General features: G+C 37.6%; 20 protein-coding genes. 15 read left to right on the top strand and 5 right to left on the bottom strand.

From position 1 onward, the window contains the following. Positions 1-322: 322 nt before the first annotated feature. The 4 genes from ACW2QC_RS07720 to ACW2QC_RS07705 all read left to right on the top strand — a co-directional run bounded on the left by ACW2QC_RS07720 (position 323) and on the right by ACW2QC_RS07705 (position 4,222). Positions 323-1,873 (top strand): BCCT family transporter, encoded by a 1,551-nt coding sequence (locus tag ACW2QC_RS07720; RefSeq protein WP_457543401.1) that lies wholly within the window; start codon positions 323-325, stop codon positions 1,871-1,873. A gap of 639 nt (positions 1,874-2,512) precedes the next feature. Beyond that, the gene (locus tag ACW2QC_RS07715) at positions 2,513-2,743 is read left to right on the top strand and encodes an excisionase family DNA-binding protein (RefSeq protein ID WP_457543400.1); all 231 of its coding nucleotides are present in this window, start codon (positions 2,513-2,515) and stop codon (positions 2,741-2,743) included. A gap of 24 nt (positions 2,744-2,767) precedes the next feature. Further along, positions 2,768-3,676: an RluA family pseudouridine synthase gene (locus ACW2QC_RS07710; protein WP_457543399.1), complete on the top strand. Its 909-nt coding sequence runs from the start codon at positions 2,768-2,770 to the stop codon at positions 3,674-3,676. Between the two features lie 39 nt (positions 3,677-3,715). Then, positions 3,716-4,222, top strand: a complete 507-nt coding sequence (locus ACW2QC_RS07705; RefSeq protein ID WP_457543424.1) for a DUF6933 domain-containing protein — start codon at positions 3,716-3,718, stop codon at positions 4,220-4,222. A gap of 785 nt (positions 4,223-5,007) precedes the next feature. Here ACW2QC_RS07705 and ACW2QC_RS07700 read toward each other — a convergent pair. The 5 genes from ACW2QC_RS07700 to ACW2QC_RS07680 form a co-directional block, all read right to left on the bottom strand. Then, positions 5,008-6,006, bottom strand: a complete 999-nt coding sequence (locus ACW2QC_RS07700) for a DmpA family aminopeptidase (RefSeq protein ID WP_457543398.1) — start codon at positions 6,004-6,006, stop codon at positions 5,008-5,010. A gap of 193 nt (positions 6,007-6,199) precedes the next feature. Then, the gene (locus tag ACW2QC_RS07695; RefSeq protein ID WP_457543397.1) at positions 6,200-7,495 is read right to left on the bottom strand and encodes a tyrosine-type recombinase/integrase; all 1,296 of its coding nucleotides are present in this window, start codon (positions 7,493-7,495) and stop codon (positions 6,200-6,202) included. Between the two features lie 72 nt (positions 7,496-7,567). Next, entirely contained in the window at positions 7,568-8,119 is a 552-nt protein-coding gene (locus ACW2QC_RS07690) for an ImmA/IrrE family metallo-endopeptidase (protein ID WP_457543396.1), read from the bottom strand. A 79-nt stretch (positions 8,120-8,198) separates the two neighbouring features. Then, positions 8,199-8,924, bottom strand: a complete 726-nt coding sequence (locus tag ACW2QC_RS07685; RefSeq protein ID WP_457543395.1) for a DUF5067 domain-containing protein — start codon at positions 8,922-8,924, stop codon at positions 8,199-8,201. 58 nt (positions 8,925-8,982) lie between these two features. Then, positions 8,983-9,381 (bottom strand): helix-turn-helix domain-containing protein, encoded by a 399-nt coding sequence (locus ACW2QC_RS07680; RefSeq protein ID WP_457543394.1) that lies wholly within the window; start codon positions 9,379-9,381, stop codon positions 8,983-8,985. A gap of 155 nt (positions 9,382-9,536) precedes the next feature. Here ACW2QC_RS07680 and ACW2QC_RS07675 point away from each other — a divergent pair, with 155 nt between their 5' ends. From ACW2QC_RS07675 to ACW2QC_RS07625, 11 genes are all read left to right on the top strand, one after another. Then, the gene (locus ACW2QC_RS07675) at positions 9,537-9,767 is read left to right on the top strand and encodes a helix-turn-helix transcriptional regulator (RefSeq protein WP_457543393.1); all 231 of its coding nucleotides are present in this window, start codon (positions 9,537-9,539) and stop codon (positions 9,765-9,767) included. Continuing rightward, on the top strand, positions 9,767-10,489 hold the full coding sequence (locus tag ACW2QC_RS07670; protein WP_457543392.1) for an ORF6C domain-containing protein: 723 nt from the start codon (positions 9,767-9,769) through the stop codon (positions 10,487-10,489). The genes ACW2QC_RS07675 and ACW2QC_RS07670 overlap by 1 nt, the downstream gene beginning before the upstream one ends. Then, complete coding sequence (locus ACW2QC_RS07665; protein WP_457543391.1) at positions 10,489-10,695, top strand: helix-turn-helix domain-containing protein; 207 nt, start codon at positions 10,489-10,491, stop codon at positions 10,693-10,695. Before ACW2QC_RS07670 ends, ACW2QC_RS07665 begins: the two co-directional genes overlap by 1 nt. A gap of 49 nt (positions 10,696-10,744) precedes the next feature. Further along, the gene (locus tag ACW2QC_RS07660; RefSeq protein WP_457543390.1) at positions 10,745-11,260 is read left to right on the top strand and encodes a hypothetical protein; all 516 of its coding nucleotides are present in this window, start codon (positions 10,745-10,747) and stop codon (positions 11,258-11,260) included. Next, on the top strand, positions 11,257-11,541 hold the full coding sequence (locus ACW2QC_RS07655) for a hypothetical protein (protein ID WP_457543389.1): 285 nt from the start codon (positions 11,257-11,259) through the stop codon (positions 11,539-11,541). The genes ACW2QC_RS07660 and ACW2QC_RS07655 overlap by 4 nt, the downstream gene beginning before the upstream one ends. 89 nt (positions 11,542-11,630) lie before the next feature. Next, positions 11,631-11,825, top strand: coding sequence for a hypothetical protein (locus tag ACW2QC_RS07650; protein WP_457543388.1), 195 nt, complete (start codon positions 11,631-11,633; stop codon positions 11,823-11,825). A gap of 181 nt (positions 11,826-12,006) precedes the next feature. Continuing rightward, a complete protein-coding gene (locus ACW2QC_RS07645) occupies positions 12,007-12,276 on the top strand; it encodes a hypothetical protein (RefSeq protein ID WP_457543387.1) in 270 nt (89 codons plus the stop codon). An 88-nt stretch (positions 12,277-12,364) separates the two neighbouring features. After that, a complete protein-coding gene (locus ACW2QC_RS07640) occupies positions 12,365-14,323 on the top strand; it encodes an AAA family ATPase (protein ID WP_457543386.1) in 1,959 nt (652 codons plus the stop codon). Then, positions 14,324-14,569: a hypothetical protein gene (locus tag ACW2QC_RS07635; RefSeq protein WP_457543385.1), complete on the top strand. Its 246-nt coding sequence runs from the start codon at positions 14,324-14,326 to the stop codon at positions 14,567-14,569. It begins immediately after the preceding gene. Continuing rightward, positions 14,562-15,518 (top strand): recombinase RecT, encoded by a 957-nt coding sequence (locus tag ACW2QC_RS07630; RefSeq protein ID WP_457543384.1) that lies wholly within the window; start codon positions 14,562-14,564, stop codon positions 15,516-15,518. Before ACW2QC_RS07635 ends, ACW2QC_RS07630 begins: the two co-directional genes overlap by 8 nt. After that, positions 15,519-16,220 carry an MBL fold metallo-hydrolase gene (locus ACW2QC_RS07625; protein ID WP_457543383.1) on the top strand — a complete coding sequence of 234 codons (702 nt, stop codon included), beginning with the start codon at positions 15,519-15,521 and terminating at the stop codon, positions 16,218-16,220. Positions 16,221-16,229: the final 9 nt, after the last annotated feature.

The raw sequence follows: 16,229 nt of genomic DNA, 5'->3' as shown, positions 1-16,229 counted from the left end.
AAATTAAAGGAAAGAGCCCTCTTAAATGTGTTAAAATTTAAGTTGACCAAAACAAAAACAAAACACAAAAAGGAGACTCTTTCTATGACAAATGATAACATATTTAGGCAAGCTATTTATACCACAAAACGTTCCATTTTTAATTTTGCTTCCAAATTAATCCAACTTGACATGTTATCGCATAGAATGTAACCTTTAGTACTGTATTTTAATTTAAAGTGCTTGTTAAATCTCACAAAATGCTGACTATATAGTGGAATACCTGAAGTTAGCAAATGGTTATGTGAGATTTTTTTTGTATGGAATTGAGAGGAGCAGATTTTTGAAGAATTTAAAAAAGCAAGATCAAATTATTGATAAGCCAGTTCTCTTTCTAAGTGGCGGGGCATTAATTACGTTTGTGATTCTTGCGTTCCTTAATCAGGAAATGACAACGAATGTGGTTAATACAATGTTTAATTGGTCGGTAACCTATTTTGGATCAATTTATCAAGTTCTTATGGTAGGAACTTTAGTCATTGCATTAATACTTGGTTATTCCAAGTTTGGGAGGATTCGGTTAGGTAAATTAGAAAAGCCAGAGATTGGAACGTTTAAATGGATTTCCATTATTATGTGTACGCTACTTGCTGCCGGTGGTGTTTTCTGGGCAGCTGCGGAGCCGTTAAGTCATTTTTTAACTGTACCTCCTCAATTTCCTGGTGTTGAACCGGGGACGAAAGAGGCAGTAGTGCCTGCGCTTGTGACAAGTTTTGTCGATTGGGGTTTTGTTTCATGGGCAATCCTAGGAACACTAGGTACGATTGTAATCATGTATTCCCATTATCATCGGAATGCTCCTTTAAAGCCAAGATCCTTACTTTACCCGATTTTTGGAGATAAAATAATAAAGAAAAGTGCAATTGGAACATTTGTTGATGCCTTTTCTATTGTATCGGTGGCAGCTGGTACGATTGGTCCGATTGGGTTCCTTGGTTTACAAGCTGGTTATGGACTATATGCGTTGTTTGGAGTACCAAACAATTTATTCATACAGTGTCTTATTGTTGTAGTGATTGCTCTTGCAGCTGGGATTTCAGCTGCGACTGGAATTCATAAAGGAATTCAGATTCTAAGTACTTATAATATTATTCTTGCAGTTAGTTTAATGGTAGCTGTCCTTATTCTAGGACCAGCATTATTTATTTTCGATTCATATGTGCAATCATTTGGAATGTATGTCCAAGAATTTCTGACGTTAAACACCTTCCGAGCTAATAATGCTTGGCTGGGATTATGGACTGTTTTTTTCTTTGCGTGGTTTATTGGCTATGGGCCAATGATGGCCATGTTTGTTAGTCGTATATCACGAGGCCGAACGATTCGTGAACTTGTAACGGCTGTTGCAGTAATTGCACCTGTCGTTACGACGTTTTGGTTTACAGTTGTAGGTGGAACGGGAATTTTTGCTGAAATGCACACTCCTGGATCTGTATCTGAAGCCTTAAATAGTGCTGGGCCTCCAGCAGCCATGATTGCTATCGCTAAGCAGTTGCCGCTTGGTACACTTATAGGTTTCTTATTTTTATTGGCAACCATTGTCTTTGTATTAACGACGACCGATTCTATGTCATTAACCATTTCAATGGCGATTACCGGAAACGGGGACCCATCGAAATATTTACGTGTGTTCTGGGCATTTCTTATGGGGCTTGTCGCAACCGTACTTATCACTATTGGAGAGGATAGTATTGGATCCTTGCAATCATTTATTGTAGTTACTGCTGTTCCAGTATCCTTACTCATGTTAACTACATTTTGGACAGCACCAGTCGCAAGTCGTGAACTTGCTCGAGAACAAAAAATTGATGAAAACCAACGTTATACAAGTTAATACAGATAGGGGGAATGGCTTGGATGGGAAGTGCCCCTCAAAAAGTTAGGCAGCTTGTTGGGCGTGAGTTCGGTATAAACTGGATTCATGCCTTTTAATTTTACCTTTGTTCGTTCGTGTTATAGTAATCCATATATTCTTCTGCTTAAAAAGTATCAATTCGCATTATGTCGTACAATACTCAAAAGGGGAGAGCTCCTATAATATTTACAATCGGGTGTCAGTCCCCCGCTACTATACAGCGTTAAAGCAAGGTGTGCGATGGTATAGTAGCAGATATAAACAAAATTTTAGGAGAGACTGGTAAAATAATCAATTAAGAATGTTACCTGGATATCTTGATCAACTTAGTGGTAAAGGAAGAAATACTTTTATTATGCGAAATTACTATAAATCTTTTAAGTAGTAATTTTGAAACCTTAAAGATGCTAACATTTTGCTAACGCAATCTCATGAAAAACGGTAAATCCACGTTAAAGATGTTACAGCCAACAATATCCAAAACGTTGATTTACCGCACTTATTGCACCTCTCGTTAACGAAATTACACAATCTCATCTCACGGGCGGCCAATTCCTATCTTATTATGAATTTTTCCCTTATAATGAACGTAATCAAAGGAAGAAAGGACCAAGCACCGTGTACCTTACTATTAAAGAGACAGCAGAATATTTATCCATCGATGAATCAAAAATAAGAGCATTGGTTCTACAAAATCGCATACGCGCATTGTATGATGGGGAACAATACCTTATAAATAAAGAACAATTCACTACATATTTTGACCAAGTGGAGAAATACAAGAAGATGATCGAGGAGTATCTCAGTGAACCGATCCCTGAAGATATTGATGTGAAGGACGAGGATTAGACAAATGAAGGAGTATTTAAATCGATGAAACGAAAACATAATCATCCTAACAAGGGTCAGAAAAAGTCAGTTGACTATAAAGTTGAGGAACCATCTGAATTGCTACCATTTTTGTTAAAGGTAATGGCAAATCGAAGTCGCAATTCCGTTAAATCAATTCTTACACGTGGCCAGGTAACAGTTGATGATCACATGGAGACAAAACACAACTATTCCCTTCAACCGGGACAAACAGTTACCGTTTTGAAAAATAAAGCAGCTGTGAAAGAGAATCAGTTAATTGGGATGTCCATTTTGTATGAGGATGATGCTATTATTGTCATTAATAAGGATGCTGGGTTACTTTCAATCGCAACGCAAAAAGAAAAACATCGAACAGCACATCATCAACTAATGGAACATGTTCGTTTGGAAAATCCGCAAAATCGTGTTTTCGTCGTCCACCGTTTGGACAAGGATACATCTGGTGTCATGATGTTTGCTAAAAGTGAAAAGGTGAAGCGAATCCTGCAAGATGCCTGGAAAGATAAAGTGAAGGAGCGGACATATGTTGCACTTGTTGAAGGTGTAGTTAAACAGCCTAGCGGTTATGTGTCTTCATGGTTACGGGAAAGTAGTACACATTTGATGTATTCAAATCAAACTAAAAACGATGGAAAATATGCGAAAACACATTATAAAGTAATTCAAGCGAATAAGAACTTTTCATTATTGGAAGTTCAGCTTGAAACTGGCCGAAAAAATCAAATTCGTGTTCACATGCAAGACCTAGGAAATTCCGTTGTTGGTGATAAAAAATATGGTTCAACAGGTAACCCAATTGGCAGGCTGGGACTCCATGCTAAAGTGTTAATGTTTACCCATCCCGAGACAGGGAAGTTATTGCGGTTTGAAGCAGCAGTGCCGAAATCGTTTTTAACGAAATCAAAATAGGGCTGTTATCCTAAACAGGAGGAGTTATTTGTGCTTCTTATGCAATGCACGAAAAAATTGGCAGATGAATTGAAGATAAAGACGTCTAAGGATGATCTTGTTGACAATGATCCTTTGTATTCTTGGCATGCGCATATTTTTTTGTTCAGACGTAAAAAATTCAGCTTAGTCATGAACAATAAAACAAGGTATAATTTTATAATTGGTGGCCTTAGAATAAAAGACTTCAGCCAATTTGAGTCAATTGTAAAAACAGGGATACAGGAGAACTTATTGGCGGACGGGTTCGAGAAACATGTGGTAGAGTCCTATCTTAATAAATGTGACACGATCAAATATGCTCCAACAAGCAAACGGAATATCATTTCACAAATAAATGAGATGATTATGGTAGCAAAACAATATGTGGAATATAAAGGATTAAGTGGAATGGAAGAGCATGTAAATCAAATTAATCGTTCGAACAATGATTTTGTGGTGTTGACTTTACCGGATACTTACCCGCTTGTTGCTATGAAGAAAGCTCTAGCAGAAATAAAAAGGTGAGTAACATTAGATCTAATGTTACTCACCTTTTTTAATAGTATTCTATGTTTGGTAATGGTGCGCTTTCCGCTAGACTTACCACTATCGTCAGTGCACCATCACGTGCAGATTAAAAACTTATTTTAAGAAGCTGTTTAATGTCATTAAACAACTTCTTATGTTTTTCAATAGTAATTCGGGGCCCTTGCAACGAATTGAAATCTTTGGTTGATGTAATACCAACCCCTTTTTATACAAGAATCTGGCCTGAAACTCTGATACAAGAGCGATTTTCATTCCAAAAATGCTCCCCTTTGTCGAAACCTTTAATTCATTCTAAAATAGTTTTTAAATATTTTCACCCAGCCAAATATAGAAAGTATAAGCATTATTAGCCAAAAGAGTCCTAAACGCCATATCCTAGGAATGGAAAACCAATATGATACAATTCTCAATGAAGTGCTATCCTCATGATTTTTGTCATCATCTTTCATTTTACTTCCCCTTTCTTCAGTAAATGCCCGATTACTTATTTATCTGCTTTAAAAACTTCAAATCTTTTTATCAGGTATGCCACCATCAGAATAATAGCGATAACATATAACGCCACATCCACAATTTTAATATTCTTGGTGTATTCAAAGAAAGTTCCAGCCGTAAATCGAAGTACACCTATAATCACTAAATCAATTATCATTGCCCATTTATAAAACTTGTAATTAATAATAACACCCTCCGTATTCAGTTAAATGGCCGTTTGTAGAAGACTGAACTTATTGAGTATCAATCACATATGGATAACAACTCTATCCTTTTGGCAAAGGTGCTCTTTCCACAATCCGTCCTTTTCTTCCTGCCATTGTTTCTGCTTTCTTTAAAGAACGAATGACGGCTTCTTCCGTTACTTCAATTACTGCCTGAAAAAGGCTATTCATAACAGGATGATCATCACGAATACTTGTGATGGATTCTTTGTGTGATTTTGCGTAATGATTATATGTATTAGCAGTTGAAAATGCGATTGCGATATCACCACTTCCATGATCAATATGACTGCCTGTCCTTCCTAAGCCAGCAGCACATCGCTTGGCTAACCGTTTTAATTGCCGGTCATACAGTGGAGCATCAGTGGCAATGATCATCATGATGGACCCATCTGGAGTTTCCATTTCTTTTAACTCCCAATCGGCAAAGAGCGCATGATCACGTTTCCCAAAATTACTCAACACAAGGCAGCCTACTGTATATTGTTCGTCATCGACTCTGACCACACGTGAAGCAGTTCCAATTCCGCCTTTATAACCAAAACAGACCATGCCTTTTCCTGCACCAACAGAACCTTCTGTAACGGGAGCACTTTTGGCATGCTTGATTGCCTGTATGGCGTGTTCGGGTTTCACGGATTGTAGTCTCATGGAATTCAGATAACTGTCATTGCATTCGCCGACAACAATATTGATGGAGCTTGCGGAATCGCCAATTTCTTTGTTTTCCTCTAGCATGTATTGCAGTGTTCCTTGCATGACGGGTCCAACACTAAATGTATTTGTTAACATGATAGGTGATTCCAGTAACCCGAGTTCATCAACTTGCACAAGCCCGGCTGTTTTCCCGTAGCCATTAATGACGGCACTTGCAGCACGAGTCTTTTGTGTAAACAGATTTCCGCTATGTGGGAGAATAGCCGTGACCCCTGTACAGATGGTTTCCCGATCATTAACTTTTTCGTATAGTGTTACATGGCCAACCTTAACGCTTGAAACATCGGTAATGCAGTTGGAACGTCCCTTTGGTAGTGATGGCATTTTATACGCTCCTTTTTTAAAAATAATTTGAATTTATTATATCCCCTTTTACTGTTTGTTGCATTGAAAAATCCCCCGGAAACTAACAAAAGCAGATGTGCTTAATTCTAAATACTTGCGCTTTATGGAAATTTAAGTTTTAATAATAACACAAGTTCATATTGTAATTTCCTTCGGGGTCGGGTGAAAACAATTACTCGTCCCCGAATTTATTACGCTCGTCAAACGTTGATATGACAGCATTTCTTGTTTCGTTGTTTGTTGGAAAAAATGCACTTGTTGACGAATTGTTGACGAATTGACGCGGATCAAACTTATTGAAACGTTCAGCAGTACCTTTGTTCGCCTTTTTTGTAACATGCCCATAGATATCTGTCGTGATTTTTGAACTGGAATGTCCAGCTCGTTCTTGAACATTAATTAAGCTTTCACCTTCACTGAGAAGATAGGTGATCATTGTATGCCTTAGATCATGGAGCCTTATATTTTTTAATCGATGCCTTCTTTTGATTTTAGCCCAGGTACCAGTTGCGGTTTCGGGAGCATATGGAATACCATTTCCGGAGTGGAATATATATTCATCGACTCCGCCTTTCCAATCTTCATCCACTAATTGTTTTTCATTATCCCAGTACGACTTGAACATCTCCATTTCTTCCATATACCATTCAGGCATTGTAATTATACGATTATCCTCATTTGTCTTTGTTGTTTTTACATGGGGCTCTCCGTTCTCGAAAAAAGGGATACTCCTAGTTAACAAAATATATCCCTCATCAAAATGTATATCCGGCCATTGTAACGCTACTACTTCGCCACGTCGCATTCCAGATATAGCCGATGTGATAAAAAACATTCTCCAAACAATATGTTCCTTATACATTGCTTTCATAAATCTGATAACGTCTTCCTCTTCATAAAACTTCATTTTTTTCTTGCGTATTTTCGGACGCGACAACCCGTGCATAGGACTTTTCTTTATAATTTGCCATTCGACAGCCTTATTAAGAACAACACGTAATGTTTTATCAATTTCATATATAGTTGCATCGGATAGAGGTTTATTTCTTCCGCTTGCTGCAGCACCTGGCTGAGATACTTCATCAAGAAAATTAACAATATGAATCGGTTTTATTTGATCTAATTTTCTATGACCAAAATAGGGGAGTACATAATTGTTTAGTTTTTCGCTATAGTTTCGATGCGTTTTAACTGCCAAATTCTTTTCAGCATATTTTTGGTGCCAGTCTTTAACAAAATCCTCAAATCTCAATTTTTCCGGATTGATATATTCGCCTGCATCGATCTCCGCTTGAAATTTATAAAGTTCCTTTTCGATGTAATCTCGGAGCTTCTTTGTTGTTCTCAATATCTTTTCATCTTCAATATGAATTGTTCTGGTTTTCTTTCTCCGTTTCCCTTTTCCGTCATATCCAGCCTCAACTACTAATAAAAACGAATTTCTTCCACGTCTCTGATAACTAGCCATATTCTCTTTTCTCCTTTTTTAATCAAGCATAAAAGTTATCATTGTACTAATGTTCATTAAGTTTAAGACGATTTATCTTTTATAAGGTGCTGAATGCATGTGATCCTCCGAAAATGACTCGTATTTTGTCGTAGTTTCACTACATTTTAGTAATTCTTCATGAAATAAAGCTCCAGTAATTTGATTTTCATAATGTTTCAATCGCTCTGCTGCAAATTCATTGGTAACTCCGAACGTTTCAGCAACCACTGATATAGCTTGGCAACGGTACTCCGGGAAATTAATTTGCTGGAGCATGAAGGTAGGAATGCAAAAATGAAGAGCGAAATTCCTAGCTTGATACTCCTGCATTTGCCGAAACATTTCTGGCATGATTAATTGGATTCCAACATGATAAAGTACATGAGCCAGTTCATGGCCGAATATCTCTTTTAGTTTTTCTGCTGATAGCCTAGGATCCAGTACGATGCATCCTCTAGACGAGCAAGGGAAATGCTTTAAATAAATTAGATCAATATCAAGCCTTAAAGCAATGTCATCAATTGGGTGATCTGGATCCGTTACACCGATCTTTTGGTATAATTTTTTGATTAGGTCCTCTAAAGGTGTCATAACGTATTTCATAATATCCTCCTTATTTTTGAAACGTATGTTCGGTATAAATGTGTAATAAAGGGTGTACAAATTAATGTACACCAATAAATTATTTAATAGTATAATCATAATTCCCTATTACATCGTTAGGGAATATATTTTCTGTTGCAGTTAGTGTGACCGGAGTTTCTTCGTCAGTCAGTTCATAAGCCATTGAACTGGAAACCGTTCCTCCAGGTTTTATTTCTTGGTTTCCGGAATCCGAATCATCTTCATCAATCAAAATTACTAAATCTAAATCGTTCACTACATTTGGATCATTGTCTTGAACAACTTTAAAAGCAGAAAACCAAGCGGTATCTGGAGTAATTCTTGCGTCGGTTACATCTTTATCCACTGTAGTCTCGAACGAAAATTCTATAACTGGCTCTTCACTGTAATTATTATCCTCACCTGGTTGAATTACTTTATAATCCGTAATTTCAATTGAAAAGTATTGTGTAACTAGGTTAGTACCGTCAAAGTAAAATTCTTTGCCAGGCGACTGATCTCGTTTTTCTTCCGCATCTTGTTTTTGAGTATCAGATTTATTTTCTTTATTTACAAATTGTGCATTTATATTGCTATCGGCGCTTACATCATCATTACCAGCTACACCGAGCGCTAGTGCAGAAATAATACAATACACCACTAAACCCGCAGATACCCCCATACTTATAAAATGCGTTTTGTAGCTTAACCCAGCTTGAAATAGAAATTTAATTAACAGAGATATAATTGAAATGACAAGGAATAAAATACTTAAAGGCATTAAAAAAGATACTACGCCTTCCATTATGTGCATATAATCCCCCTAACTTTTAAGACAGTATGTAATCAGATACGCGTTATTTTCAATCGTTGTTCTTCTCTTTTCTTTTTCTTGCCTTATGCGCTACGTACTCAAAATGATTGCGAATTTCTTCTACATCCTCCGGGGTTAGGTTTTTCCAATCATCTATATTATGAAAGAATAGGTCCTCTATACCTAAATCGTCTACTATTTTCTTTATTTCTGCAAGGGAATCGAAATCATCTTTAACGGATTCATTTCTATTATTCGTCCTGCCTAAGAGATAGTCAGTAGTTACATCAAAATAATCAGCTAAGGATTCTAATATTTTATAATCAGGTGTCCGATTACCTTTTTCATAAGCTGTATATGCAGGTCTAGTCACGCCAATTACTTTGGCAATTTCCCCCTGAGTTCTTTTCTTTTCTTTTCTCAGTTCAACAAGTCTATCCTTCAGCATGTTACTGCCCCTTTCCCTATCCATATTTTACAGTAACAATGCGTTACTTTAAACTATATGTAACAAAATGAAACTTTATTACCGAAAACACTTGACTATGTAACACAACGCTACTATAATGAGTGTAACGAAACGTTACAAAAGGCGGTGAAAAAATGAGAACATGGCTTAAAGAAATTAGAATTCAACGCGGATTTACCCAAAATGAAGTAGCAGAACTGTCTGGAATTGAAAGAGCATATTACACCATGATTGAGCAAGGCAATAGAAATCCTAGCGTTTCGGTAGCTAAAGCAATCGCTTCGTCACTTGGTTTTGAATGGACGATTTTTTTTGATAGCAAATGTAACGAAACGAAACATAATAAACAGAAGGAGGTTATTTAATGAATCAACTAAAAGTAGTTTCACTAAATGGTCAATTAGTAACCGATAGCAGGGATGTTGCGAAAATGGTCAATCGCGAACACAACGGTCTAATGAAAAGTATTCGTAGTTATATTCAACATTTAGCCGAGGGCGAAATCGCCCACAGCAATTTCTTCATAGAAAGTTCTTATAAAGATAATAACAATCAGCCAAGACCTTGTTTCCTATTAACTAGAAAAGGTTGCGACATGGTAGCAAACAAAATGACTGGCGAAAAAGGCGTTCTCTTTACAGCTGAATATGTAACCATATTTGAACAAATGGAAAAGGAACTCCAAAAACCAAAAGCCCTAACTGAAAAAGAGCAACGTATCGAAATGCTTAAACTTTCTCTTGAATTAGAAGAAAAAGCGCAAGATCACGATAAAAGGATTTCACATTTAGAAGACACCATGCGTATTGATGGTGGTCAAGAATTTCAAATTAGGAAAAAAGTTAATCATATTGTTGTTGAAGCACTTGGTGGTAAAGAATCTCCTGCTTATAAGCAACTTAGCAGAAAAGCGTTCTCCGAGTTTTGGAGAGATTTCAAGAATCATTTTAGCCTACCAAGATACGGCGATCTTCCCAAAAAACAATTTGAAGATGGTCTAAGATTCATTGGTATTTGGCAACCATCCACAGGATTAAGAATCGAAATAGAAAACACTAATAAACAACAAACGATGAGGGTGATCTAATGCAGCGCCTCACAGTTAAAACAGCAGCCGAATACTTAGGTGTTCATACTGACACCATTTACACGATGGTTCGGCAAAAGGAAATTCCACATTTTCGTTTGCGTCGCCGGATCATGTTTTCTAAGGAAGCAATTGATAACTGGATTCGTAGCCAAGAAGAAAACAACGTCCAGGATCAACAACTTATGACTCTATCATACTACTAGATCGAGTCATAAGGATTATATAAAAAAAGACAAGATAGGAGAATGATAAATGAATATCGGAAAACCAATGAAAGGGATGCGCGAAAGAAATGAACTTTCGCAAAGCAATGTAGCAAATGATTTATTTGTTGATCAAACAATGGTTTCAAAAGTTGAGAAAGGTACCCGCAAAGCAACAAATGATTTAGCGCAAAGGAGCGTCAGTCTCTACAACGACGCCCAATACGGATTCGAAGTTGCAAGAGAAACAGCACGAGATTACATATCTCCGTTGGCGACAGGAGGCAAAGCGGTTGAGTGGCATCGTTTAGCACTTGAAGAAGTGTTCAAACGCGAAGCAGCAGAAGCGATTGAACGATTTGATGAAGTTAGCTTAGTAAAACCACCACAGTTCGTTGATGAACATGAAAAGTCACAAATAGCCGAGGGGATCAAAGAATTACTGGACGTACAAGCTACTATGAATTCATTTCTAGTCAGTCTAGAACAAGAATACGAGATATCCATTAAAGATTGTATGAAATCCAGATTACCAAAGTGGAAAGCGGAGGGATTGATTCTATGAAAATAATGAAATTGCATAATGAATTTCTTCCAGAAAACATTTACCAAGCAAGTCAAGAGTACTGGTGCGGAATGGATTTACTGTGCGTGATCATGGATAAGCTCAATAGCGGTGATTTTGAAACCGCAAAGAACATGTCTATTGATCTAACAAAGTCGCTGCATGAACTTTCACTAATGAGTGATAAGAAACGCAACCAGGACAAGCTTAATACGTTGATGGATGCATTAGTAAAACAAGGTGTCACGGTCGAATTAGTTAGGAGATACAGCCATGGATGACAGATTTTACAAGGTATTCCATGCTGCCGGTTTTATAGGAATTTTGGGATTTATATATTATGCGCTTGTCACTTGTTAGGAGGGTAGACATGGAGAAAATGGATGAATTATTGGAAAGCGCCAGAATAGTTGGTATCGAGGTCGAATTTTTGCATCAATTTTATTCCATCATGAAATCAGCGGTCAAATTGGATGTTGATCAAAATGCTGATTCTATTACGAGTCATGCAGAATGGATACTTTCGCAAGTTAAAAAAACAACTCACCGCGTCAACGATGAGTGAAAGATGTAAAAAATGATAAATGATTATTTTTATTTTATCACATTTAGGTGATAAAGCAAGGACTAGTCGGTCCCTGCTTAGTGAGTAGGAGCAGACATTATCCCCCTTTCATTTTACTGCTGCTGTTCCTGCTTACTAAGGGTGGACCAACACCCTAAACAGAGGAAAAGGAGGGTAGCTTGTGGATTTAAAAGAGTTACAAAAGCATTCAAAAGCACTTCAGCAAGCTAACAATTCAGGGGTTCATTTGATGTGGGACCAGGAGATCATTCTTGATCATGAAGTGTTCCTGTCACTTATTACGAACTATCAACTAGACACGACAACGCAATTCACTGGGGAGGGTTATCGCATCAGTTTTAGGATTAACGGAATGCTTTATCACACGTTTGCTAATCAGCAGGAATACGAACATCTTTTTGTTAAAAGTCATAAAAAAATGACCAGCTAATAGCCAGTCATTGCGGATATTCGCTTAATCAATCTCGTGATCTTATTGTAAGCGAATATCCCAGAAATATCAAGATGGAGGGGATTAAATGAAGCAAATCAAATTACAAAAGTTAGTATTAACCAATTTTAAGGGGATTAAACAATTTGAATTAAATGCTAATGGAGATGTCCTTATTTTTGGGGACAATGGCACAGGAAAAACCACGCTATTCGACGGATTTGTGTGGGATTTGTTTGATAAAGATAGTCAAAACAAAAAGGATTTCCAAATTAAAACCTTAGTTAACGGAAAACCTGTTTCCAAACTTGATCATGAGGTGGAAGCAACATTGCTTGTTGATGGACAACAATTAGTTCTCAAGAAATCTTATAAAGAAAAATGGACGAAAAAACGCGGAAATCCAACTCCAGACTTCACCGGACATACAACCGATTATTTTGTGAACGGAGTTCCAAGTAAGAAAAAGGAATTTGAAGAAAAGGTTTCTTCTATAGTGGACGAAAATATTTTCAAACTATTAACCAGTCCTAGCTATTTCAATGAACTGCACTGGAAAAAGCGCCGTGATCTATTGCTCGAAATTGCTGGTGGCGTAACGGACCAAGAAGTAATCAATTCTAACCAGGATTTATCGAAATTAACCGATGTGTTAAGCGGTCGGAGCATCGAGGATCATAAAAAAATGATTGCTGCTAAACGCAAAGAGATTAATCAGGAACTTGATCGGATTCCGATTCGAATTGATGAAATCAACCGTAATTTACCGGATGTAAACGGACTTGATAAAGCCAGGATCGAATCCCAATTAACTGAGTTAAACAACCAAATTGAAGCTAAGCAGGGGCAAATTAGCGATATTCGGAATGGAAGTGAAGTTAACAACATTCGTAAGAAAATTAGCGATATCGACTTGCAAATTGCCAATGTAAAGAATGAACATGCGCAACAAGGTCAACAACAGCTTTACAGTTTAAAGACAAAACTCCAAGAAGAACAATCAAACGTTAATATTCTTCAATCAAAAGTGAAAAACAATGAAGATCGCAAGAAAATGAACGATTCGAATGTGAACGGATATAAAGAGCAAATCCAATCTTTAAGAGATCAATGGGCCGAACAAAACGCGCAGGAATTTGATCACGGATCCAATTGCAATTGCCCTACGTGTGGACAAGAACTTCCGGAAGAACAGTTGGAAGAGGCTAAAACCAACTTTAATCGCAATAAATCAAGCCTGCTTGAGACCATCACAGAAAAGGGTAAGTCACTTGGCGTTAAGGTCGAACAATTGAAAAACGACAATATGGCCATTGATCTGGAGATCCAAAAGCTAAACGAACAGATCAACCATAAACAAGAACAAATCGAAAAGTTGCGAAAGCAAATAAATGATGCAGAAATCAACGTCCAACCGATTGAAAAAAATGCATCTTATCAAAAGCTTATGCAGGATAGACAAGCCCTAGAACAACGAATCAATGAAATGCAGAAATCAGTCCAAGAATCGGTCCAATCAGTCCAACAAGAAATTGGTTCACTTATAGAAAAGCAAAGTGTAGTGCAAGTTGATCTAAGCAAACTAGCACAGTCTGATCAATCATTGAAGCGTATTGCTGAACTTGAAGAGCAGGAAAAGGGCTTAGCAGAACAATTCGAACAGCTGGAACATGAATTATATCTGACGGAAGAATTTATCCGGACAAAAGTTAATCTCCTTGAAGAAAAGATCAATAGCAAGTTTAAATATGCACGGTTCAACCTATTCAAGGAGAACATTAACGGTGGGCTTGAGGAAGTTTGTGAGACCACTTTTGATGGAGTTCCTTACGGATCCGGATTAAACAATGCTGCTCGTATCAATGTTGGATTAGATATCATCAACACGCTGTCACAACATTACGGTGTACAAGCTCCAATATTTGTCGATAACGCTGAATCTGTCACTAGGTTGATTGATATCGATGCACAGGTGATCAGCCTGGTTGTTTCAGAAACTGATAAGGAATTGCGGATTGAAAATAAAACGAAAGTTGAGGTGGCTTAAATGATTGTCAGAGATTTAATTATCGAATTGTTAGATTGCGATATGGACGCAGATGTAAGCATCGAAATTGATACCGATGAAGAATCAATCGATACAGAAAATTACTACATCGATTCGACAAGAATTAAAGGTCGTGAATACGTCAGTTTGAAACACGAAACAAGTGATCAGGTACTTATCGAGAAAGGTGAGCTGCACGCATTAAAAGAACGAATTGAAGAATTGGAGGAACTGACAAATGAGTAACCAAAATCAATTAGCGTTGATCAAAAAAGATACAGTCGATGTAGTTGCAGGCAAAGTAAAGCAGTTTCAAGAGGCAGGGGAACTTCATTTCCCTGCTGACTACAGCCCGGAAAACGCAATGAAATCAGCCTGGCTAACACTACAGAATACAAAGTCAGGGAAACAGGATGGTTATCGTCCAGCACTTGAAGTTTGCTCCAAGGATAGTATTGCTAACAGCCTGTTGGACATGGTTGTGCAAGGATTAAATCCGGCTAAAAAGCAAGGATACTTCATTGTTTACGGTAATCAGCTAACATTCCAACGATCTTACTTCGGAACAATGGCTGTCACTAAAAGAGTAGCAGGTGCAAAGTCAATCGATGCAGCTGTCATTTACGAGGGTGATGATGTTGACTACGAAATGGTAAATGGACGGATCAAGAACTTGTCTCATAAGCAGAAATTTGGAAATATCAACAAAGAAAGCATTATTGGTGCATATTGCATCATTGATTTAGGAAACGACAACGTCTACACGGAACTTATGACAATAGACGAGATCCGGCAGGCATGGTCTCAATCACAGATGTGGGGTAAAGATCAGAAACAAGAGCGAAAAGGATCCACACATGATAACTTCAGGCAGGAAATGGCGAAAAAAACAGTCATCAATCGTGCTTGCAAGAAATTCTTGAATAGTTCTGATGACAGAAGCTTAGTGATGAATCATTTTAATCGCCAAGACGATGCTATTGAGGAAGCAAAATCCCGGCAGGAAATAAATGAGAATGCAAATAGTGAAGAACTTGACTTTGATCAGTCAAAGCAAAATGTCAATAAAGAAACTGGTGAAATTGAAGATGCTGAATATCAAGAGCTGCCGGAGGAAAAACCAAAGGGTGACGTCGATCAAGTCATGCAAGATATGGAAAAGCAAGAAAAAACAAAAGACGAGGTTCCTTTTTAAATGATTGAAATTAAAACTATCGCTTCTGGATCAAAGGGTAACTGCTATCACATTACTGATGGCAGGACCCCCTTACTTCTAGAGTGCGGAATACCATTTAAAAACGTCAGAAAGGCATTGAATTTCAACACTAGCAATCTAGCAGGATGTTTAGTCACACATGAACACAAAGATCACTGTGCAGGCTTAAATGATGCATTAAGAGCAGGAATCGATTGTTACATGTCCGCTGGAACCGCAGAAGCAGTTGAAATTCAACATCACCGAATTAAAACAGTACGAGCTAAGCAACAATTTAAAATCGGCACATGGACCATATTGCCTTTTGACGTTCAACATGATGTGTCGGAACCATATGGATTTTTGCTTCGAAATAAAGCCGGTGAGAAGCTTTTATTCGCAACTGACACCTATTACATTCGATACAAATTCAAAGGGCTCACACACCTTCTTTTAGAGTGTAATTACAGCATGGATATTCTTTTAGAAAACATTGAATCCGGGCGAGTCCACAAAGGCATGAAAAAACGTTTAATTAAATCACATTTTAGCCTAGAAAACGTCAAGGAATTTCTAAAGGCAAATGATTTATCGAAGGTCCAGGAGATTCACTTGCTGCACTTGTCGGATAGCAACAGTGATGCGGCGAGGTTCAAAAAGGAGATCCAGGAGCTTACCGGGAAAGTCGTCCATATAGCTTAATTTGATGGA

It is taken from the genome of Virgibacillus sp. FSP13 (assembly GCF_054048505.1).
This window is presented reverse-complemented; position numbering and strand designations above follow the sequence as displayed.